General features: G+C 72.2%; 16 protein-coding genes and 1 pseudogene. 12 read left to right on the top strand and 5 right to left on the bottom strand.

All coding sequences use genetic code 11. From position 1 onward, the window contains the following. Nucleotides 1-2 precede the first annotated feature (2 nt). Nucleotides 3-1,559 (bottom strand): vWA domain-containing protein, encoded by a 1,557-nt coding sequence (locus AMK33_RS19225; protein WP_073934065.1) that lies wholly within the window; start codon nt 1,557-1,559, stop codon nt 3-5. Between the two features lie 334 nt (nt 1,560-1,893). On the opposite strand from AMK33_RS19225, the gene AMK33_RS19220 reads away from it, so the two are divergent. The 4 genes from AMK33_RS19220 to AMK33_RS19205 all read left to right on the top strand — a co-directional run bounded on the left by AMK33_RS19220 (nt 1,894) and on the right by AMK33_RS19205 (nt 7,210). After that, nucleotides 1,894-2,658, top strand: a complete 765-nt coding sequence (locus AMK33_RS19220; RefSeq protein ID WP_073934064.1) for an ABC transporter ATP-binding protein — start codon at nt 1,894-1,896, stop codon at nt 2,656-2,658. Nucleotides 2,659-2,661: 3 nt separating this feature from the next. After that, entirely contained in the window at nt 2,662-5,187 is a 2,526-nt protein-coding gene (locus AMK33_RS19215; protein WP_107425145.1) for an FtsX-like permease family protein, read from the top strand. 107 nt (nt 5,188-5,294) lie between these two features. Beyond that, nucleotides 5,295-6,563 carry a sensor histidine kinase gene (locus AMK33_RS19210; protein ID WP_073934063.1) on the top strand — a complete coding sequence of 423 codons (1,269 nt, stop codon included), beginning with the start codon at nt 5,295-5,297 and terminating at the stop codon, nt 6,561-6,563. After that, nucleotides 6,551-7,210 (top strand): response regulator, encoded by a 660-nt coding sequence (locus tag AMK33_RS19205; RefSeq protein WP_073934062.1) that lies wholly within the window; start codon nt 6,551-6,553, stop codon nt 7,208-7,210. Before AMK33_RS19210 ends, AMK33_RS19205 begins: the two co-directional genes overlap by 13 nt. A gap of 24 nt (nt 7,211-7,234) precedes the next feature. Here the strand turns inward: AMK33_RS19205 and AMK33_RS19200 are convergent, their stop codons facing one another. Further along, nucleotides 7,235-7,885 carry an FMN-dependent NADH-azoreductase gene (locus AMK33_RS19200; protein WP_073934061.1) on the bottom strand — a complete coding sequence of 217 codons (651 nt, stop codon included), beginning with the start codon at nt 7,883-7,885 and terminating at the stop codon, nt 7,235-7,237. Nucleotides 7,886-8,015: 130 nt separating this feature from the next. Between AMK33_RS19200 and AMK33_RS19195 the strand changes: the two genes are divergently transcribed. Continuing rightward, nucleotides 8,016-8,387, top strand: coding sequence for a winged helix-turn-helix transcriptional regulator (locus tag AMK33_RS19195; RefSeq protein ID WP_073934060.1), 372 nt, complete (start codon nt 8,016-8,018; stop codon nt 8,385-8,387). A gap of 18 nt (nt 8,388-8,405) precedes the next feature. Here the strand turns inward: AMK33_RS19195 and AMK33_RS19190 are convergent, their stop codons facing one another. Then, on the bottom strand, nt 8,406-8,951 hold the full coding sequence (locus AMK33_RS19190) for a DoxX family protein (RefSeq protein ID WP_073934059.1): 546 nt from the start codon (nt 8,949-8,951) through the stop codon (nt 8,406-8,408). Nucleotides 8,952-9,078: 127 nt separating this feature from the next. Here AMK33_RS19190 and AMK33_RS19185 point away from each other — a divergent pair, with 127 nt between their 5' ends. The 5 genes from AMK33_RS19185 to AMK33_RS19165 all read left to right on the top strand — a co-directional run bounded on the left by AMK33_RS19185 (nt 9,079) and on the right by AMK33_RS19165 (nt 18,297). After that, complete coding sequence (locus tag AMK33_RS19185; protein WP_073934058.1) at nt 9,079-9,405, top strand: hypothetical protein; 327 nt, start codon at nt 9,079-9,081, stop codon at nt 9,403-9,405. 182 nt (nt 9,406-9,587) lie between these two features. Continuing rightward, on the top strand, nt 9,588-12,962 hold the full coding sequence (locus AMK33_RS19180; protein ID WP_073934057.1) for a pyruvate carboxylase: 3,375 nt from the start codon (nt 9,588-9,590) through the stop codon (nt 12,960-12,962). A 529-nt stretch (nt 12,963-13,491) separates the two neighbouring features. After that, on the top strand, nt 13,492-14,304 hold the full coding sequence (locus tag AMK33_RS19175; protein WP_073934056.1) for an SAM-dependent methyltransferase: 813 nt from the start codon (nt 13,492-13,494) through the stop codon (nt 14,302-14,304). 46 nt (nt 14,305-14,350) lie between these two features. After that, nucleotides 14,351-15,094: a class I SAM-dependent DNA methyltransferase gene (locus AMK33_RS19170; protein ID WP_073934055.1), complete on the top strand. Its 744-nt coding sequence runs from the start codon at nt 14,351-14,353 to the stop codon at nt 15,092-15,094. A gap of 191 nt (nt 15,095-15,285) precedes the next feature. Next, a complete protein-coding gene (locus tag AMK33_RS19165; protein ID WP_073934054.1) occupies nt 15,286-18,297 on the top strand; it encodes a family 16 glycoside hydrolase in 3,012 nt (1,003 codons plus the stop codon). On the opposite strand, the gene AMK33_RS43270 is transcribed toward AMK33_RS19165, so the two are convergent. Together AMK33_RS43270 and AMK33_RS43265 are read right to left on the bottom strand one after the other, a co-directional pair. Then, nucleotides 18,294-18,434, bottom strand: coding sequence for a hypothetical protein (locus tag AMK33_RS43270; protein ID WP_201263047.1), 141 nt, complete (start codon nt 18,432-18,434; stop codon nt 18,294-18,296). The genes AMK33_RS19165 and AMK33_RS43270 overlap by 4 nt on opposite strands. Before the next feature lie 146 nt (nt 18,435-18,580). After that, nucleotides 18,581-18,892, bottom strand: coding sequence for a hypothetical protein (locus AMK33_RS43265; RefSeq protein WP_201263046.1), 312 nt, complete (start codon nt 18,890-18,892; stop codon nt 18,581-18,583). 81 nt (nt 18,893-18,973) lie between these two features. Here AMK33_RS43265 and AMK33_RS43885 point away from each other — a divergent pair. Then, nucleotides 18,974-19,069: pseudogene (locus AMK33_RS43885) on the top strand (TetR family transcriptional regulator); the annotation flags it as partial. Between the two features lie 602 nt (nt 19,070-19,671). Then, the gene (locus tag AMK33_RS19150) at nt 19,672-20,079 is read left to right on the top strand and encodes a YciI family protein (protein WP_073934052.1); all 408 of its coding nucleotides are present in this window, start codon (nt 19,672-19,674) and stop codon (nt 20,077-20,079) included. Nucleotides 20,080-20,086 lie beyond the last annotated feature (7 nt).

Here is a 20,086-nt window from a genome sequence, read left to right as displayed (position 1 = left end):
GGTCAGTCCAGTCGGTTCGCCGCGCGGATCGCCTTCGCCAGCCCGCGGATGTCCTCGTCCTCCGTCCGGTCCGCCAAGTCACCCGCACGCTGGGAGAGTTCACCGAGACCGGGGGCGCCCGGCAGCGCGCTGTAGCGGTGGTCGAAGGAGCGCAGGGCGTCGGCGAAGTAGGCCGCGGTCGCGGTGACCGTCAGACCGCGCCGCGCGCTCCACACGGAGTCGGCGAGCCCGTCGGCCTCAAGGTCGCCCGTCTCCTCGTGAGGGGTGCGGCTGTCGGGGTCGAGCCAGCGCACGGTCGCCGTGGCGAGGTGCCCGTCGGCCCCGGGCCGGATGCGTACGGCGTACAAGGCGGTCACGGTGTGGCCGGGGCCGACCTCGCCGCCGTCCACGCGGTCGTCACGGAAGTCCTCGTCGGCGACCCGCCGGTTGTCGTAGCCGACGAGCCGGAACTCGGCGACCGTCTCCGGGGCGAAGGCGACCTGCGCCTTGGCGTCACGGGCCGTCAGCTCGATGTTGCGGGGCAGCTGCTCGCAGAACACCTCGCGGGCGTCCTCCTCGCCGGACACGTACACCGTGTGGCCGTCGCCCTTGTCGGCGAGCTTCTCCATGAGCGCGTCGCCGTAGTCGCTGCCGACACCGACACCGAACAGGGTGATGCCGTGCTCGCGGCGGGACTCCGCGATGCGTTCGAGGATCGCGTCGGCGTCCGTGTCACCGGTGTTGGCGAGGGCGTCCGAGACGAGCACGACCCGGTTGGTCGCGCCCTCGCGCAGCCCCTCGACGGCGGTCTCGTACCCGGTCTCCACACCCGCCCCGAGGTTGGTGGAGTCGGTCGGCTCCAGGCTGTCGACGGCGTCGTGCACCTCGCCCCGGTTGCCGCCGAGCCGGGTCATCGGCAGGACGGTCTCGGCCTCGTCGCTGAAGGTGACGACGGCCACCGAGTCGTCGTCGCGCAGCTGATCCGTCATGGTCGCGAGGGAGTCCTGCGCGAGGTCGAGGCGGCCCGGTTCCGCCATCGAACCCGAGATGTCGATGACGAACGTCAGGGCGGCGGGCGGGCGTTCACCGTCCGGATCGGCGGCCCTGGTGGCCAGGCCCACCCGGACCAGCGACCAGTCCTCCTCTTCGGTGCGGGCGCCGTCCACGGTGACCGTGAAGCCGTCGCCGCCGGGACGCTCGTAGTCCTGCCGGAAGCTGTTGACGAACTCCTCGGGACGGACGGTCGACGGATCGGGCAGCCGGCCCTCGGCGAGGGTGCGGCGGGCATAGCCGTACGAGGCGGTGTCGACGTCCAGCGCGAAGGTCGACAGGTGGTCGGGATCGGGGGCGACCTCGCGGGAGTCCTGCTCGCCCTCGTCCCGTTCACCGTCGTACCGCCCTCCCGAGCCCCGGTCGGGGGCGGGCAGCGGCGCCGATCCGTCGCCCCCGCGGTCGTAGGAGGCGTCGCTCGCCTTGGAGCCGCCGTCGCTCCCCGCGCCGCAGCCGCCCACCAGCAGACAGCTCGCCGCCGCGAGCGCGAGCAGCGCTCCGGCCGGCCGCCGTGTCCCGTGCCACTTCATCGTCCGTGTCCCCTCGGTCGGTTGACGTCGACTTCAGTGACTGTGACGGCGCGGCGGGCCGGAACGTGCGGTACGGAGCGTTGCAGGTGAGTCTCAAAGACGACACGGAGAGGGCCCGTCGAGACCGGTAGGTGATCTTCCGTTGACCTGCGGTCCCGCGTCCTCGCCGCCGGAACCGCGCCGGGCCTGGGCGAACGGCGCGACCACGGACGTTATGCCGGGTGGTAGTGCCTGCACCACCATCGTTCGGTCACTGGCTGCATGGGCGGCGGCCTCCGCGCCTCCTACCGTCGTTCAGGTACCGCGACGAACCACGCCCGGAAGGCGCCCCACCATGTCACTGACCCCGGCCGACGTCGCCGTCGGCCTCGACCATGTGCACAAGACGTACGGCGGTGAGCAGCCGGTCGTGGCGCTGGACGACGTGAGCGCCGTGTTCACGCGCGGCACGGCGACCGCCGTGATGGGACCGTCCGGATCGGGCAAGAGCACCCTGCTGCACTGCGCGGCCGGACTGGACCGGCCGGACTCGGGGACGGTACGGATCGGTGCCACCGATCTGTCGTCGATGTCCGAGAAGCGGCTGACCGAACTGCGCCGCAGCCGGATCGGTTTCGTGTTCCAGGCGTTCAACCTGGTGGGCGCGCTGAACGTGGAGCAGAACATCCTGCTGCCCTCGCGGCTGTCGGGCCACCGGCCCGATCCGGCGTGGGCCGCCGAGGTGATCGGGAGGGTCGGACTGGGCGGACGGCTGCGGCACCGGCCCGCGCAGCTCTCCGGCGGCCAGCAGCAGCGCGTCGCGATCGCCCGTGCGCTCGTCACCCGGCCCGAGGTGATCTTCTGCGACGAACCCACCGGAGCCCTGGACACCCGGACCGCCGCCGACGTCCTCGCCCTGCTGCGGTCGGTGGTCGACCAGTTCGGGCAGACCGTCGTCATGGTGACCCACGACCCGGTCGCCGCGTCCTGGGCCGACCGCGTGCTGGTCCTCGCCGACGGGCGGATCGTACGGGACATGGCACAGCCCGGCGCCGAGCGGATCGCCGGACACCTGGCACTGCTCGGCCGCCGGCAGCCCGTCGCGAGCCGGGAGGGCTGAACCGTGCTCCACCTGGCCGCGCGGATGGTGCGCTTCCGCAAAGGCGGCTTCGTCGCCACGTTCGTCGCGCTCGCCGCCGGCGTCGCCGTCCTGATGACCTGCGCCCTGCTCGTGGAGTCCGGATGGCGTTACAAGGGTCAGCCAGGGCGTTATGACGCCACGCTCGCCGTCGTCGCCGACCGGGACCTGCGGGTGGCCACGACGATGTTCGGCGAGACCGAGCACACCACCATCGCGCTTCCCGAACGCGGCAGCGTCCCCGAGGAGCTGACCGGCGAACTGGCCGAAGTGCCCGGTGTGGCACGCGCGGTGGGCGACCGTGCGATCCCGGTCACCACGACGGCGGCCCCGGACCTGCCGGTCACGGGGCACGGCTGGGCGAGCGCCGCCCTCGCCCCGTACCGGCCGGTGGCCGGCGAACCACCGCGCGCCGACGGGGAGATCGCCGTCGACACCCGGCTCGCCGACGGACGCAGGCTCGCCCCCGGCGACAGCATCGACGTCATCACCGGGGGAGAGAGCCGGCCGTACCGGGTGAGCGGCGTGGTCGAGACGGACGGCGCGCCGGGGGAGGGGGCGGCGCTGTTCTTCACCGACGCGCGGGCGGCCCGCCTCGACCCCCGCCCGGACCGCTTCGACGCCATCGGCGTCCTCACCGAACCGGACGCCGACCGCTCGGCCGTACTCGCCGGAGTGCGCCGGGTGGCGGACGGCGCGGACGCGACGACCTACACCGGCGACGAACGCGGACTGGCCGCCCAGCCCGAGGCCGCGGCCGCACGGGCCTTCACCCTCCAGGCCGGCGGCGCGTTCGGCGGTTACGCCGCGATGATCATCGTCTTCGCCGTCGCCGGGACCGTCGGCCTGTCGGTACGGCACCGGCGCCGCGACCTCGCCCTGCTGCGCGCCGTCGCGGCCACCCCGGGCCAGGTACGGCGGATGCTCCTCGCGGAGGTGGGCCTGATCGGCCTGGTCGCCGCCGCCGTGGGCGTCCCGGCCGGACTGCTCGCCACGCGGTACATCCGCGACGAACTGGTGTCCCGGGAGTTCGTGCCCGAGGACTTCACCGTCCGGGGCGGGCTGCTGTCCGCCGCGGCCGTGACCGTGGCCGTCGCCGCCGTGGCACTCCTGGCCGCCTGGATCGCCGCACTGCGCGTCACCCGGATCAAACCCACCGAGGCGCTCGGGGAAGCGGCCGTCGAGCGCGGCCCGGGCAGCAGGGCGCGTGTGGTGAGCGGCCTGGTGTGCCTCGCCGTCGCGGTGTCCCTGACCGGACTCACCGGCGCCACCGACGGCCAGACCGCGCTGGGTGCCGCGATGGGCATGCTCTACGCGTTCGTCCTCGGGGTCGCGCTCCTCGCCCCCTGGATCAACCAGGCCGCGGCCCGGTTCCTCGGGCCCGTGCTGCGGGCGGTGTGGGGCGACAGCGGCTACCTCGCCGCCGCGAACCTGCGGGCCAACGCGCGGGGCATGGTCGCCGTACTCACCGCGCTGGTGCTCTCCGTCGGCTTCGGCGGCACCGTCTGGTTCCTACAGGACAACCTGCAGCGGCAGACCGTCGTCCAGAGCCGCGACGGCATCCTCGCCCAGCACGCCCTGACCGGCGCCGCCGGCCTGCCCGCCTCCGCCACGGCCGAGGCCCGCCGCGTCCCCGGAGTGCTCGCCGCGACCGGGGTGCGCCGCACCTCGGTCGTCGTACCGGGCGAGCTCGAGGCACGGACCGTGGTCGCCCAGGGCATCGACCCGAAGGGGGTGGAACGGACGATGGACCTGAAGGTCCGGTCGGGCAGCCTCGCCGGGCTGCGCGAAGGCACCGTGGCCGTGTCCACCGCACAGGCGGACGCCGCCGGCTGGCACCTCGGGGACGAGGCCGGACTGTGGCTCGGCGACGGCACACCCGTCACCCTGCGCGTCGTCGCCCTGTACGAACGCGGCTGGGGCTTCGGTGACGTCACCCTCCACACGAAGACCCTCGCCGGGCACACCGTCACCGGACTCGACGACCAGGTGCTCATCCGCACGGCACCGGGCGCGGACGTCGGAGCCGCCCTGGCCGACCTGGCCGTCCGGTATCCGGCCGCCGCGGTGGTCGACGCCGACCGGCTCACCGGCGACATCGCCCAGGACCTGGCCGTCAGCGGCTGGCTGAACAAGCTGCTCATCACCGTCCTGGTCGGCTACGCGGTCCTGGCCGCCGCCAACACGCTCGTCATGGCCGCCCTGGCCCGGCCCAGGGAACTCGCCCTGCTGCGCCTGGTCGGCGTCACCCGCCGTCAGGTGAAGCGGATGGTGCACGCCGAACAGGCCGGCCTGCTGGGCGTGGCGCTCGTCATCGGCGGCGCGATCGCGGCCGTCACCCTGACCTCGGTCGTCAACGCCGTGGCCGGGCAGCGCGTGCCCCACGTTCCGGCCGCCGGCTGGGCCGTCGTCGTCGGCGGCACCGTCACCCTGGCGCTCGTCGCCACGGTGCTTCCCGTCGGCCGGCTCCTGCGCACCCCTCCGGTCGAGGGCATCGGCATCCGCGAGTGAGTACGCCGCGCCGGCCCCGGAGCGCTTCCGGTCCCGTACCACTGGGCGGATGGCCCGGCGGGCCCGGGACCCGGTGCCCTATCCTCCGCGCCTGGGAGGTGTGGGCGGTGGCGACTCACGACGGGGCGGCGGCCGGCCGGCCTGGGCGTTCAGGGGCCGTGCCGGCCCGCGCGCGGGCCGCGCTGGACGCCCTGGAACACCTCATCGGCGGAATGGGTACCGGCCTGCTGGCGCTGCTCGCGACGCTGTGGCTGGCCCTGACGGCGGTGGCCTGCCTGGCCGGTGTGGGCCTGTTGCTGCTGCCGTCCGCCCTGCACGCGGTGCGGGCCGTCGCCGACCGGGAGCGGGCCCGGCTGTCCCGGTGGGGCCCGGAGCTCATCGGTCCCGCGGAGCCGCCGGCCGGGCTCCGGGCGGCGCTCGCGGACCGCGCGGTGCGCCGTGAGGCGCGCTGGGTCTGCACGCACGGGATCTTCGGCCTGCTCCTCGGACTGATCGGGGCGACGCTGCCGCTGAACGCGGCACACGACATCACCTTCCCGCTGTACTGGCGCCTCCTGCCGGAGAGCGAGTCCACCGCGGCCCTGGGCTGGTGGACCGTACGGGACTGGCCCGGAGCCCTGTCCGTCACCCTGATCGGTGTGCTGTTCGTCGCCGCCATCGTGCTCTGCGTTCCCGCGCTCGCCCGGCTCCAGGCATGGCCCGGACGGCGGCTGCTCAGCCCGGACCCCGGCACCGACCTCGTCCTGCGGGTCGCCGAACTCACCGCCACCAGGGCCGCCGCACTCGACGCCCACGCCACCGAACTGCGACGCGTCGAGCGGGCGTTGCACGACGGCACACAGAACCGGATCGTCGCGGTCACGGTGCTGCTCGGCGCGGCCCGCCGCGCCCTGACCCGCAACCCCGCCGAGGCCGACGCCGTCCTCGAGCGTGCCCAGGAGGCCGCCGAACAGGCGCTGGCCGAACTGCGGGCGGTCGTCCGCTCCATCCTCCCGCCGGTCCTCGCCGACCGCAGTCTGCCCGACGCCCTCACCGCCCTGGCGGCCGACTGCCCGGTGCCCTGCCGCGTCGACGCCGACGTCCCCGGCCGGTGCGCGGCGTCCGTGGAGGCGACGGCGTACTTCGTGGTCGCCGAGGCCCTCAGCAACATCGCCAAGCACAGCGGCGCCCGTGACGCCGGTGTCGTCGTGCGCCGCCTGGACGACCGGTTGCATGTGGAGATCCACGACGACGGCCGCGGCGGAGCGGACGAGCGGAACGGATCCGGGCTCACCGGCATCCGCCGACGCACCGAGGCGCACGACGGAACACTGGAACTGGCCAGCCCTCCCGGCGGCCCCACCACCCTGAAGGTGACCCTGCCATGCGGATCGTGATCGCCGAGGACGACGCCCTGCTGCGCGAAGGGCTGGCACTGCTGCTGCGCGCCGAGTCCCTGGACGTGGTGGCCACGGCCGAGGACCCCGACACCTTCCTGGCCGCCGTGGACGCGGAGAAACCGGACGTCGCCATCGTCGACGTCCGGATGCCGCCCACCCACACCGACGAGGGGATCACCGCCGCCGTGGAGGCCCGGCGGCGCCGGCCCGAGCTCGCCGTCCTCGTCCTGTCCGCCTACGTCGAGCAGGCCTTCGCCACCGACCTGCTCGCCCAGGGCAGCGCCCGGCTCGGCTATCTGCTCAAGGAACGGGTCGGCCGGGTCGAGGAGTTCCTCGACGCGCTGCACCGGGTGGCGGACGGCGGCACCGCCATCGACCCCGAGGTCGTCGCCCAGCTGCTCACCCGCAGCCGGCCGGACGCCCGGCTGGGGCGGCTCAGCCCGCGCGAACGGGATGTGCTGGCGCTGATGGCCGAGGGGCTGGGCAACGCGGCCATCGCCGAACGGCTCGTCGTCACCGACGGTGCCGTCCACAAACACATCCGCAACATCTTCGCCAAGCTCGATCTGGCGCCGACCGACCGCACGGACCGCCGGGTCGCGGCCGTGCTGCACTACCTGGAGGACGCCCGGCGCCGGGCCTGACCCCGCGGGCCGGGCGCCGCCGGGTTACGCCGCCAGCCGCTCGGCGAGGGACTTGGCCCTGATGGCCGCGTCCTGGTGGGCGCGCTCGCGGGAGCTCTCGAAGAGCGGGATCAGCTCGGCCATCGCCGGGTTCTGCGCGGCCATGGTCAGCTCCGGGACGATGAAGTCGAGGTCGAGGCCGAGGAAGTCGACCAGCACCGCCCGCAGATAGTTCTGGACGTACTCGTAGCCCTCGCGCGGGGTGCCCGGCGCGTAGGAGCCGCCGCGACTGGCGATCACGGTGACCGGGGTGCCCTTGGCGGAGGGGTTCTCGCCCGCGGTGCGGCCCATCAGGGCCACGTTGTCCAGCCACGCCTTGAGCGTGGAGGGGATCGTGAAGTTGTACATCGGGGCGCCGATCAGCAGCGCGTCCGCCCGCTCGAACTCCTCGATCAGCTCCAGGCGCCCGGCGAAGGCGGCGGCCTGCCCGGGAGTGTGCGCGGCGGGGTCCGCGAAGCCCGCCGTGTGGGCGTCGGCGGTGAGGTGCGGAACGGGGTTCGCGGCGAGGTCGCGGTAGATCACCGTGCCCTCGGGGTGCTGCTCCTCCCACGCCTTGCGGAAGGTCTCCGCCACGGCGCGGGACGCGGAGGCGGACGCCGGGAAGACGGAGGAGTCGATGTGCAGAAGGGTGGCCATCCGGGGTTTCTCCCATGGGTGCAGGGGCGGAGGCGTCACGACGCCACCGCTGAAGTTTCGTACTCGACTATGAATAACACAGGTACTTACTTTTTTTCACCCCCTTGTGGGGGCGTAGTACCCTGGGCGCATGGCGGTCGAGCAGGCGCATGAGGCAGAGGCGTGCAAGAAGGTGGACGGCGGCATCACCCGCGTCTTCCAGCTGCTCGGAAAGCGCTGGACCGGCCCGATCGTGGCCGTGCTGGTGGAACAGCCGGCGTACTTCGCCGATCTGCGCCGGGCCGTCCCCGGCATCAGCGAGCGCATGCTCTCCGACCGGCTGACGGAACTGGGTGCCGCGGGACTCCTGGTCCGCGAGGTCGACGAGGGACCGCCGCTGCGGGTCACCTACCGTCTGACGGAGTCGGGCGCGGCGCTGGGACCCGCGCTCAAGGAACTCGGCAAGTGGGCCGAGACGCATCTGCCCGAGGGCGGCCCCTGTACGGAGCCGACGGGCTGCTGAGGCCGCCGGCCCCTCGGACTACTCCTCGAACAGCGTCTCCTGCTCGCCCTCCTTGGCCTTCCGCAGCCGCCGGACGCGCGCCCCCACCGTCATCGTCGTGGCCGCCGCGGTCACCGCGAAGGCCACCGGGATCATCCAGTTCCGGTTGACCGCGTGGCCGAGGGCGTGGTCCAGGGAGAGCCGGCCGGGACCCGTGACGGCGAGTCCGGCGGCCGTCAGGCCCAGGGACGCGGCGTACTCGAAGCCGCCCTCCTGGTTGAAGAAGCCGTTGGGCGCGTGCACGGCGGACGCGCCCGCCATCGCGCCGGCCGCCGCGGCGCCCGCCGCCGGAGTGGCCAGACCGAGCGCGAGCAGCACACCCCCGCCGGCCTCGGCGAGGCCCGCCGCCGTGGCGCTCGCCCTGCCGGGCACATAGCCGATGGACTCCATGAACTGGCCGGTGCCCTCGATGCCACCGCCGCCGAACCAGCCGAACAGCTTCTGCGCGCCGTGCGCCGCGAGCACCCCGCCCGTTCCCAGCCGGAGCAGCAGCAGGCCCAGATCACGTCGGTCGTAACAGGTCACGTCGTCTCCCGGAGCAGTGGCTTGGCCCGACCACCGTCGCACCCCCACCACCGGCCCGGCGCGTCACCGGTCGCCGTTCGGGTGACGCGGGTGGCGGGTACCGGCGGCCGGTACGACGCTGGCAGACATGACGATCCAGAGCACCCGTCTCAGCGACCCCGCCGTCCGCGCCTTCGTCACGGCCGTCAACAACCACGACCGGGACGGTTTCCTGTCCCTGCTGGCGCCCGGCGCGACCATGGCGGACGACGGTTCCGAGCGCGATCTCACCGAGTGGATCGACCGGGAGATCTTCTCCTCCCACGGGCACCTGGAGGTCGACAACGAGTCCGGCGGCGGCCGCCGCCTCCTCGCCCGCTACAGCAACGACACCTGGGGCGAGATGCGCACCCGGTGGTCCTTCACCGTCGACGACGACGGCCGCATCTCCCGCTTCGAGACCGGCCAGGCCTGACCGTACGGGGCTGTCGGGCGAAGCCCGCGCGCATGCGGCAGTTCACGTCCGAGGAGGTGGTCGACGCCGCGCTCGACATCCTGAGCGCCACACGCCGGGAGTGAGTGGCCCGGCTCACATGGCGTACCGGACCTGCCACCGACACGATGGTCCCTGTCACCGGCAGGCTGAAGGGATCGAGAATGTTCCGCAAGGTGCTGGTCGCCAACCGCGGCGAGATCGCGATCCGTGCGTTCCGCGCGGGCTACGAACTGGGCGCCCGAACCGTCGCCGTCTTCCCGCACGAGGACCGCAACTCGCTGCACCGCCTGAAGGCGGACGAGGCGTACGAGATCGGCGAGCCGGGACACCCGGTGCGGGCCTACCTCTCCGTCGAGGAGATCGTCCGCGCCGCGCGCCGCGCGGACGCCGACGCCGTCTACCCGGGCTACGGGTTCCTGTCCGAGAACCCCGAACTGGCCAAAGCCTGCGAAGAGGCCGGCATCACCTTCGTCGGACCCAGCGCCCGGATCCTGGAACTGACCGGGAACAAGGCCCGCGCGGTGGCCGCCGCCCGCGAGGCCGGGGTGCCCGTGCTCGGCTCCTCGGCGCCCTCCACCGACGTCGACGAACTCGTCCGCGCCGCCGACGGCATCGGCTTCCCCGTCTTCGTCAAGGCGGTCGCCGGCGGCGGCGGGCGCGGCATGCGCCGCGTCGAGGACCCCGCCCAGCTGAGGGAGTCCATCGAGGCGGCCTCCCGGGAGGCCGCGTCCGCGTTCGGCGACCCCACGGTGTTCCTGGAGAAGGCCGTCGTCGAACCCCGCCACATCGAGGTGCAGATCCTCGCCGACGGGCAGGGCGACGTCATCCACCTGTTCGAGCGGGACTGCTCGGTGCAGCGCCGCCACCAGAAGGTGATCGAACTCGCGCCCGCCCCGAACCTCGACCCCGCGCTGCGCGACCGCATCTGCGCCGACGCCGTGAACTTCGCCCGGCAGATCGGCTACCGCAACGCCGGCACGGTGGAGTTCCTCCTCGACCGGGACGGCAACCACGTCTTCATCGAGATGAACCCGCGCATCCAGGTCGAGCACACGGTCACCGAGGAGGTCACCGACGTCGACCTCGTACAGGCGCAGCTGCGCATCGCCGCCGGCGAGACCCTCGCCGACCTCGGGCTCTCGCAGGAGACCGTCACCCTGCGCGGCGCCGCGCTGCAGTGCCGCATCACCACCGAGGACCCCGCCAACGGCTTCCGCCCGGACACCGGCAGGATCAGCGCCTACCGCTCACCCGGCGGCTCCGGCATCCGCCTGGACGGCGGAACCACCCACGCCGGTACGGAGATCAGCGCCCACTTCGACTCGATGCTGGTGAAACTCACCTGCCGGGGCCGGGACTTCGGCGCCGCGGTGGGCCGGGCCCGGCGCGCGGTCGCCGAGTTCCGCATCCGCGGCGTCGCCACCAACATCCCCTTCCTGCAGGCGGTCCTGGACGATCCGGACTTCCAGGCCGGACACGTCACCACGTCGTTCATCGAGCAGCGCCCGGAGCTGCTCACCGCCCGCCACTCCGCCGACCGCGGCACCAAGCTGCTCACCTACCTCGCCGACGTCACGGTGAACAAGCCGCACGGCGAGCGGCCCCAGCTCATCGACCCGCTCACCAAGCTGCCGCCGCTGCCCGCCGGTGAACCGCCGGCCGGCTCCCGGCAGCGGCTCGCCGAACTCGGCCCCGACGGATTCGCCCGCCGGCTGCGCGATTCCCCGACCACCGGCGTCACCGACACCACCTTCCGCGACGCCCACCAGTCGCTGCTCGCCACCCGCGTCCGCACCAAGGACCTGCTCGCCGTCGCCCCCGTGGTGGCGCACACCCTGCCCGGACTGCTCTCCCTGGAGTGCTGGGGCGGCGCCACGTACGACGTCGCCCTGCGCTTCCTCGCCGAGGACCCCTGGGAGCGGCTGGCCGCCCTGCGGGAGGCCGTGCCCAACATCTGCCTCCAGATGCTGCTGCGCGGCCGCAACACCGTCGGCTACACCCCGTACCCGACCGAGGTGACCGACGCCTTCGTGCAGGAGGCGGCGGCCACCGGCATCGACATCTTCCGCATCTTCGACGCGCTCAACGACGTCTCCCAGATGCGGCCCGCCATCGACGCCGTACGCGAGACCGGCACGGCCGTCGCCGAGGTGGCCCTGTGCTACACCGCCGACCTGTCCGACCCGTCCGAGCGGCTCTACACCCTCGACTACTACCTGCGTCTGGCCGAGCAGATCGTCGAGGCGGGCGCGCACATCCTGGCCGTCAAGGACATGGCCGGACTGCTGCGGGCCCCCGCGGCGGCGACCCTCGTGTCGGCCCTGCGCCGGGAGTTCGACCTGCCGGTCCACCTGCACACCCACGACACCGCCGGCGGCCAGCTCGCCACCTACCTCGCCGCGATCCAGGCCGGCGCGGACGCGGTCGACGGAGCCGTGGCCTCCATGGCGGGCACCACCTCCCAGCCCTCCCTGTCGGCGATCGTCGCCGCGACCGACCACTCCGAGCGCCCCACCGGCCTGGACCTGACGGCCGTCGGCGACCTGGAGCCCTACTGGGAGAGCGTCCGCAAGGTCTACGCCCCCTTCGAGGCCGGCCTGGCCTCGCCGACCGGCCGCGTCTACCACCACGAGATCCCCGGCGGGCAGCTCTCCAACCTGCGCACCCAGGCGATCGCCCTCGGTCTCGGCGACCGCTTCGAGGACATCGAGGCGATGTACGCCGCCGCCGACCGGATGCTCGGCCGTCTGGTGAAGGTCACTCCCTCGTCGAAGGTGGTCGGCGACCTGGCCCTGCACCTGGTGGGCGCGGGCGTCTCCCCGGAGGACTTCGAGGAGGAGCCCGACCGGTTCGACATCCCGGACTCCGTCATCGGCTTCCTGCGCGGTGAGCTGGGCACCCCGCCCGGCGGCTGGCCCGAGCCGTTCCGCAGCAAGGCCCTGCGGGGCCGCGCCGAACCCAAGCCGGTCCGGGAACTGACCGCCGACGACCGCGCGGGCCTGGCGAAGGACCGCCGGCCGACCCTCAACCGGCTCCTCTTCCCCGGCCCCACCCGGGAGTTCGAGACGCACCGCCAGTCCTTCGGCGACACCAGCGTCCTGGACAGCAAGGACTTCTTCTACGGGCTGCGCCCCGGCACGGAGTACAGCGTCGACCTCGACCCCGGTGTGCGGCTGCTCATCGAGCTGCAGGCGGTGGGCGACGCCGACGAGCGGGGCATGCGCACCGTGATGTCCACCCTGAACGGCCAGTTGCGGCCGATCCAGGTCCGCGACCGGGCGGCGGCCTCCGACGTCCCGGTCACCGAGAAGGCCGACCGCGCCGACTCCGGCCATGTCGCGGCCCCGTTCGCCGGTGTGGTGACCCTCGCGGTCGCCGAGGGCGACGAGGTGGCGGCCGGGGCCACGGTGGCCACGATCGAGGCGATGAAGATGGAGGCCGCGATCACCGCCCCGAAGTCCGGCACGGTCGCCCGGCTGGCGATCAACCGGATCCAGCAGGTGGAGGGCGGTGACCTGCTGGTGGAACTCGGCTGAGAGGGGAGCCGGCTCGGCTGTTCCGGTGCACGGAGGATGGCGCCGTGGACCGACTGCCGCACCTCGACCGCCCTTCGGCCGGCTGGACCCGCCCTGCTGGGCGGCCCGCCTGGTCAGCAGGGTGCTCCCGCCGTCTGCTGCCAGAGGCGGTCATCGCCCCCGCCGCCCCTTCCCGTCCCTGGGGGCTCCGCCCCCGGACCCCCGTTCGCGCAGTTCCCCGCGCCCCTGCAGGGGCGCGGGGCCGTGTCGATATGCGGCTCCGCCGCGTGGACGCGAACAACCCCCACCCACCCGCACGTCGGGGGCAAAGGGGCAGCGCCCCTTGAGGACGGGAACGGGAAGGGGCGGCGGGAGCGAGGAATCAGCGGCCACCGGACCGCGCGGCGCGGCGGTGAACCTGGCCCGTTTCGCGGACCGCGCGATGTGAAGTCGCCCCGTGTCCCTGCCGAACAAGCCTGCGCCGCCGAGCTGTGGGACCGTAGATTATGCGTTGGCCAGAACAGCTCCCGAACGACTACGGACGGTACTCATGACCGACCCTGCCGCGGCGCCCGGATCAGCGCAGCAGAAGATCGACACCTCGGTGCCGCACTCGGCCCGCATCTGGAACTACTGGCTGGGCGGGAAGGACAACTACCCCGTCGACGAGGAGGCCGGCGACGCCTACACCGCCGTCTTCCCCGGGATCGTCACCATCGCCCGCAGCAGCCGTGCCTTCCTGCGCCGCAACATCACCTATCTGGCCGGCGAGGTGGGCATCCGGCAGTTCCTGGACATCGGGACCGGACTGCCGACGGCCGACAACACCCATCAGGTCGCCCAGCGGATCGCCCCCGAGTCCCGGATCGTCTACGTCGACAACGACCCGATGGTCCTGGCCCACGCCCGCGCCCTGCTCTACTCCACCCCGGAGGGGGCGACCGCGTACGTGGACGCCGACATCCTGGACCCCGACCGCATCCTGGAGGTCGCCGCCGAGACGCTGGACTTCAAGCGTCCCACCGCCCTCATCCTCAGCAACATCCTGGGCCACATCGCCGACTACGACCAGGCCCGTTCCATCGTCACCCGGCTGATGGCCGCACTGCCCTCCGGCAGCTACCTCTCCGTCAACGACGGCTCGCGCGGCATCGACCCCGTCTTCGAGCAGGCCCAGGACGCCTACAACGAGAGCGGCGCCGTCCCCTACAACCTGCGCACCATCGATCAGATCGCGGCGTACTTCGAGGGCCTGGACCTCGTCGAGCCCGGCGTCGTCTCGGTCCCGCTCTGGCGCCCGGACAGCGACACCCCCGCCCCGGAACCCATCGGTGAGCACGGCGGTCTCGCCCGCAAGCCCTGACGTAATTCGCTGGACAGCACCGGGCGCGGCGGCGAGCGTTGGGGGCATGGAGCAGAAGGAGATCTGGGACGCGGACACCGCCCGGCGCTATGACACGCCCGGCACCGGCATGTTCGCGCCCGAGGTTCTGGACCCGGCAGTGGACCGCCTCGCCCGGCTCGCGGGGGAGGGGGCGGCACTCGAGTTCGCCATCGGCACGGGCCGGGTGGCCGTTCCGCTCGCCGGGCGCGGAGTGCCCGTCACCGGCGTCGAGTTGTCCCTGCCGATGGTGGAGCAACTGCGTACCAAGGCCGACGAGGCGACGATCCCCGTGATCATCGGTGACATGGCGACCACGGTCGCCCCCGGTGAGTACACCCTGGTCTACCTCGTCTTCAACACCATCTCCAATCTGCTCACCCAGGCCGAGCAGGTCGAGTGCTTCCGCAACGCCGCCCGTCACCTCGGCCCCGGCGGACGGTTCGTGATCGAACTCTGGGTCCCCGAACTGCGCAAACTCCCACCGGGTCAGACGGCCACGGTCTGGCATTCCGAGTCCGGGTACATCGGCCTGGACACCTACGACGTCCTGCGCCAGCACGTCGTGTCGCACCACTTCCACTTCGACGACAGCCGGCAGGCGGAGCTGTTCCGCAGCCCGCACCGCTACATCTGGCCGGCCGAACTCGACCTCATGGCCCAACTGGCCGGTTTCGAGCTGGAGTCCAGGCACGCGGACTGGGACGGCGCCGCGTTCACCGCCGAGTCGCGCTCCCACGTCTCCGTCTACCGCCTCCCGCCCTCCCCGTAACCGCGCACCGGTTCCACAGCGCACCCATTACATCGATGAATGCTGCCCACCGGAAGGACTTTGAACTCATCGATGACAAAGTATGGACGGGTTGAGCAGAAGTCTCCTAGCGTGTCGGCCGCAACCGTTGGCGTTTCGCCCATTCGGCACCGGAGTTATCCGGCCCTCCGGTCGACTCAGCAGGAGGAAGCATGGACGCACGGCTGTACCGGCGCGCCCGAAGATCCCTGACAGGACTGCTCGTCGGCGCGTTCGTCGCGGGCGGGCTCTGGGGAGCCCCCCTGGCATCGGCCCGGCCGGGCTCCGCGTCCCAGGCCGACGTGCCGCCCCAGGAGCCCGGAGTCACCCTGCGCGTCTTCGACGTCCAGGTCCCGCTCGAGAAGATCTGCACACTCAAGCCCGGACAGACCCCCAACGTCGACAAGCTGATGCCGACCGTCGACTGGAGCACGACCGGCGACTTCGGCGGGTTCAGCGACAACTTCGTCACCCAGGTCACCGGCAACATCCATGTGCCGGCCGACGGCTCGTACACCTTCCGGCTCTCCAGCGACGACGGCTCACGGCTGCTGGTCGACGACCAGGTGGTCATCGACCACGACGGGCTGCACGGTGCCGAACCCAAGGACGGCACCGTCCAACTCACCGAGGGCATGCACGCGTTGCGCATCGACCACTTCGAGCGCGGCGGCGACCAGGTGCTCCACCTCGCCTGGCAGCCGCCGGGCGCGAGCGACTTCGTGACCGTGCCGAACGCGGCCCTGAGCACCGACGCCGGCGTGGTCCGCGTCACCGCACCGGGCCGCAAGGAGTGCGAGGGCATCAGGGACTCGCCGGGCGACGGCCTCCCGCTCAACTCGGTGCGCCCCGACCACACCCTCACCGACCTGCGCCCCGAGGGCTTCGAACCGCAGGTCACCGGCATGGACTGGCTGCCCGACGGCCGTCTGGTGGTGAGCACCTGGGGCGGCACCGACAACACCGCCGGCGAGGTCTACGTCATGGACGAGGTCACCGGCACCACCGGCCCGGACGAGGTGAAGGCCACGAAGATCGCCGAGGGCCTCAAGGAGCCGATGGGCCTCAAGGTCGTCGACGGCACCATCTTCGTCTCCCAGAAGCACGAGCTGACGGAGCTGGGCGACAGCGACGGCGACGGCGTCATGGACGAGTTCAGGACGATCGCCACCTGGCCCTACGGCGGCAACTTCCACGAGTTCGCCTTCGGACTGCTGTACCGCGAGGGCTACTTCTATCTGAACCTCTCCGTCGCCATCAACTACGGCGGCGCCACCACGGACCCGCAGCCCGCACCCGGCCGCGGCGCCACCATCAAGGTCGACAAGAAGACCGGCGAGGTGAGTTACATAGCCGGTGGCCTGCGCACCCCGAACGGCATCGGCTGGGGCCCCGGCGGTGACATCTTCGCCACCGACAACCAGGGCGGCTGGCTCCCTTCCTCGAAGCTGGTCCACATCGAGCAGGACCGCTTCTTCAACCACTACACCAACCCCGCGGGCCCCTTCGACTCCGAGCCGGTGACCCAGCCGGTGCTCTGGCTCCCGCAGAACGAGATCGCCAACTCGCCCAGTAACCCGCTCTATCTGACCAAGGGCAGGTTCAAGGGGCAGATGCTGTTCGGTGACGTCACCTACGGCGGTCTCCAGCGCGCCTACCTGGAGAAGGTCAAGGGCCAGTACCAGGGTGCCGTCTTCCGCTTCACCCAGGGCCTCGAAGCCGGCGTCAACCGGATCACCATGGGCCCCGACGGCGCGATCTACGCGGGCGGTCTGGGGGCGGACGGCAACTGGGGCCAGGAGGGCAAGCTCAGGTACGGCCTCCAGAAGCTGACGCCGAACGGCGGCAACACCTTCGACATCCAGGCCATGCGGGTGAAGAAGGGCGGCTTCGAGCTGGAGTACACCCAGCCGCTGTCACAGGAGACCGCTGACAACCTTGTCAGCCACTACGAGGCCGAACAGTGGCGCTACACCCCGACGCGCGACTACGGCGGACCCAAGATCGCCGAGGAGACACTGGAGGTGACCTCGGCCAAGCTGTCGCGCGACCGCAAGAAGGTGACCCTGGCCGTCGAGGGACTCAAGCCGGGCCGCGTCGTGCACGTCCGCTCCCCGCGCCCGTTCAGCTCGGCCTCGGGCGAGACCCTGTGGAGCACGGAGGCCTGGTACACCCTCAACGCCATGCCGGGCAAGCAGCCCGCACAGGGCCCGCTGTACGAGGCCGAGGAGGCGGCCCTCACCGGCGCGGCCGGCATCAACACCGACCACCGGGGCTACTCCGGCAGCGGCTTCGTCGACCGGTACGGCACCCAGGGCGCCACCACGACCTTCGACGTCGAGGTGCGCAGGAGCGGAACGTACGACGTGGGGCTGCGCTACTCCAACGGACCGAACCCCTTCCAGGGCACCAAGTCCCTCTCCCTGTACGTCAACGGCCGGAAGGTGAAGCAGGCCGAGTTCCGCAGCACCGGTGACTGGGACACCTGGTCGACGCAGACCGAGACCCTGAGGCTGCGCGCCGGGCACAACAGCATCGCCTACCGGTACGACGAGGGCGACACCGGCCACGTCAACCTCGACCTCCTCAGCGTCGACCGGCACGGCAGGCCGGTCAGCCTGTTCGACGGCGACGGCCTCGACCGGTGGCAGCACACCGACGGGCGCCCGGTTCAGTGGCCCGTCACCGACGGTGCGATGGAGGTCTGCTGCGGAGACATCCGTACCAAGAACAGCTACGACGACTTCAAGCTGCACGTGGAGTACTGGCTGCCCCAGCTGCCCCCGGACGTGACGGGCCAGGACCGCGCCAACAGCGGCGTCTACCTCCAGGACCGCTATGAGCTCCAGATCCTGGACTCCTACGGCGACACCACGCTCGACACCAACGAAGCGGGAGCGATCTATCTGAAGAAGGCCCCCGACGTGAACGCCGCCGGGGCGCCCGAGACCTGGCAGTCGTACGACATCGTCTTCCACGCGGCGCGCTACGACGCCGAAGGGAACAAGACGTCGGACGCGCGGGTCACCGTGGTGTGGAACGGCAAGAAGATCCACGACAACGTGACCGTCGACGGCCCGACGGGCGGCGGGATCGCCGAGGGTCCCGCAGCCGGAGCCATCCGGCTGCAGGACCACGGCAACAAGGTCCGTTACCGCAACCTCCGTATCGAGCCGCTGAGTTAGGACGCGGCGGCCAGGTCCGGTGTCCTGTCGTCCGGCGCGGACGGCAGGACACCGGACTCCTCGTCCGCCGAGGAGCGGCGGGCGCGGATCCCGGTCATGCCGAAGGCGGTCAGAGCCGCGGCGACGGCCACCGCCACCCCGCACACCAGGTGGGCGGTGCCGAAGCCGCTGCCCAGGGCGAGCCCGTGCGCCGTCGATCCGGGGGTTCCGGGCAGCAGACTGTTCGCCGCGATCGGCCCGTCCGTCCGGGCGATCTCACCCGCCGCGGCGGCCTCACCGGGCGTCAGGTCCGCACCCGGCAGGTTCGCCGTGAACGCCGGTCCCGCGCCGCTGAGGGCGACCGCACCGACGACGGGCCGAGCGCGAAACCGAGGCCGCGCAGCATGTCGGTGGTGGCGCCGGCCATGCCCGCCAGGTGCGGAGGCACGCTGTTCAGCGCCACGACCGTCACCGAGCTGACGGTCAGGCGCGTCCACACCGACCACGGCGTCTTCGCCCCGGCCCCGACGGGATCCGCGTCCTGGAGACGTACGGCATCACGGCCGCCCGGCTGCGGGAGCGACTCGACGTCGACCTGCTCCTCCGAAGGCTTCACGGTACGCAAGGTGAGCGTTCGCCGTGCCGGGGCGGCGTCAGGGTCTCCGGCACGGCGAACCTTCGTGAGGCGCAGAAGCAGATGACCCGCCGCCTGCTGCTGGAGTCGGGACTCGAGCTGTTCAAGACGAAGGGGTACACCGCCACCACGGCCGACGACATCGCGACCGCCGCGGGCACCGCACGCGTGACCTTCTACGCGTCCTTCCCCTCCCGCAGCGAACTGATGAAAGCGCTCATCGACGAGCGGCTCAACGAGGCACTGCAGCGCGTCCGCCCCCTCCGAGCACGGCTCCACGGCGCGGGACCTCGTCGCCACCGTCGCCGAGGGGACACCGGACGCGGTCATGGCGTGGCTGCGGCGGACCGCCGACATCCGGCCGGCCATCCGGCCGATCATCCGCAGCGGCCGCGATGCCGCGGTGATCGACCCGGAACTCACCGACCCGGTCGAGCGCTGACTGGAGGAGGCCATCAGCGACATCGAGGACGGGCTGACGGCGGCCGGACGGTTCGAGCCCCACCAGCGCCGCTTCCGGGGCGTACTCGCCATGTCCCGGCTCGACTACGTCGCCCGGCACCGGCACCGTGCCGACTGGAAGCTCACCCGCGACCAGATGCCCGACGAACTCGGCGCGAGCCGGGTGCGGCTGCTGACCTGACGGGACCCGGCACGAGAACCCGGAAAAAATTCCGGCGGAGATGTCGAGAACCCGCGTCCGGCTCCGTCCCCGGGGTGAACGCGACCACAATGGCCGCATCGGAACCGAGGAGCACACCATGGCCAAGTACCTGCTGCTGAAGCACTACCGAGGCGCTCCCGCCGCGGTCAACGACGTCCCCATGGACCAGTGGACGCCCGAGGAGATCTCGGCGCACATCCAGTACATGAACGACTTCGCGGCCCGGCTGGAGAAGACCGGCGAGTTCGTCGACGGCCAGGCGCTCGCGCCCGAGGGCACGTGGGTCCGGTACGACGGGGAGGGGCGCCCGCCGGTCACCGACGGCCCGTTCGCCGAGACCAAGGACCTCATCGCCGGCTGGATGGTGATCGACGTCGACGACTACGAGCGCGCCGTCGAGCTGGCCGGGGAACTGTCGGCCGCCCCCGGGGCGGGCGGGAAGCCGATCCACGAGTGGCTGGAGCTGCGCCCGTTCTACGGCGTGTCGCCCACCATCACGGAGTGACCTCACC

The organism is Streptomyces sp. CB02400 (assembly GCF_001905725.1).
In the GTDB taxonomy this organism is placed as follows: Bacteria; Actinomycetota; Actinomycetes; order Streptomycetales; family Streptomycetaceae; genus Streptomyces; species Streptomyces atrovirens.
Note: the sequence above shows the minus strand (reverse complement) of the source record. Positions and strands in the feature narration are given on the sequence as shown.

Excerpts from the sequence above, each read along its gene's own strand:
- AMK33_RS19185 (WP_073934058.1), top strand. The coding sequence starts at position 9,079 with ATGACGATCCAGAGCACCCGTCTCAGCGACCCCGCCGTCCGCGCCTTC.
- AMK33_RS19165 (WP_073934054.1), top strand. The coding sequence starts at position 15,286 with ATGGACGCACGGCTGTACCGGCGCGCCCGAAGATCCCTGACAGGACTG.
- AMK33_RS19205 (WP_073934062.1), top strand. The coding sequence starts at position 6,551 with ATGCGGATCGTGATCGCCGAGGACGACGCCCTGCTGCGCGAAGGGCTG.
- AMK33_RS19220 (WP_073934064.1), top strand. The coding sequence starts at position 1,894 with ATGTCACTGACCCCGGCCGACGTCGCCGTCGGCCTCGACCATGTGCAC.
- AMK33_RS19195 (WP_073934060.1), top strand. The coding sequence starts at position 8,016 with ATGGCGGTCGAGCAGGCGCATGAGGCAGAGGCGTGCAAGAAGGTGGAC.
- AMK33_RS19225 (WP_073934065.1), bottom strand. The coding sequence starts at position 1,559 with ATGAAGTGGCACGGGACACGGCGGCCGGCCGGAGCGCTGCTCGCGCTC.
- AMK33_RS19150 (WP_073934052.1), top strand. The coding sequence starts at position 19,672 with ATGGCCAAGTACCTGCTGCTGAAGCACTACCGAGGCGCTCCCGCCGCG.
- AMK33_RS19170 (WP_073934055.1), top strand. The coding sequence starts at position 14,351 with ATGGAGCAGAAGGAGATCTGGGACGCGGACACCGCCCGGCGCTATGAC.
- AMK33_RS19180 (WP_073934057.1), top strand. The coding sequence starts at position 9,588 with ATGTTCCGCAAGGTGCTGGTCGCCAACCGCGGCGAGATCGCGATCCGT.
- AMK33_RS19175 (WP_073934056.1), top strand. The coding sequence starts at position 13,492 with ATGACCGACCCTGCCGCGGCGCCCGGATCAGCGCAGCAGAAGATCGAC.
- AMK33_RS19200 (WP_073934061.1), bottom strand. The coding sequence starts at position 7,885 with ATGGCCACCCTTCTGCACATCGACTCCTCCGTCTTCCCGGCGTCCGCC.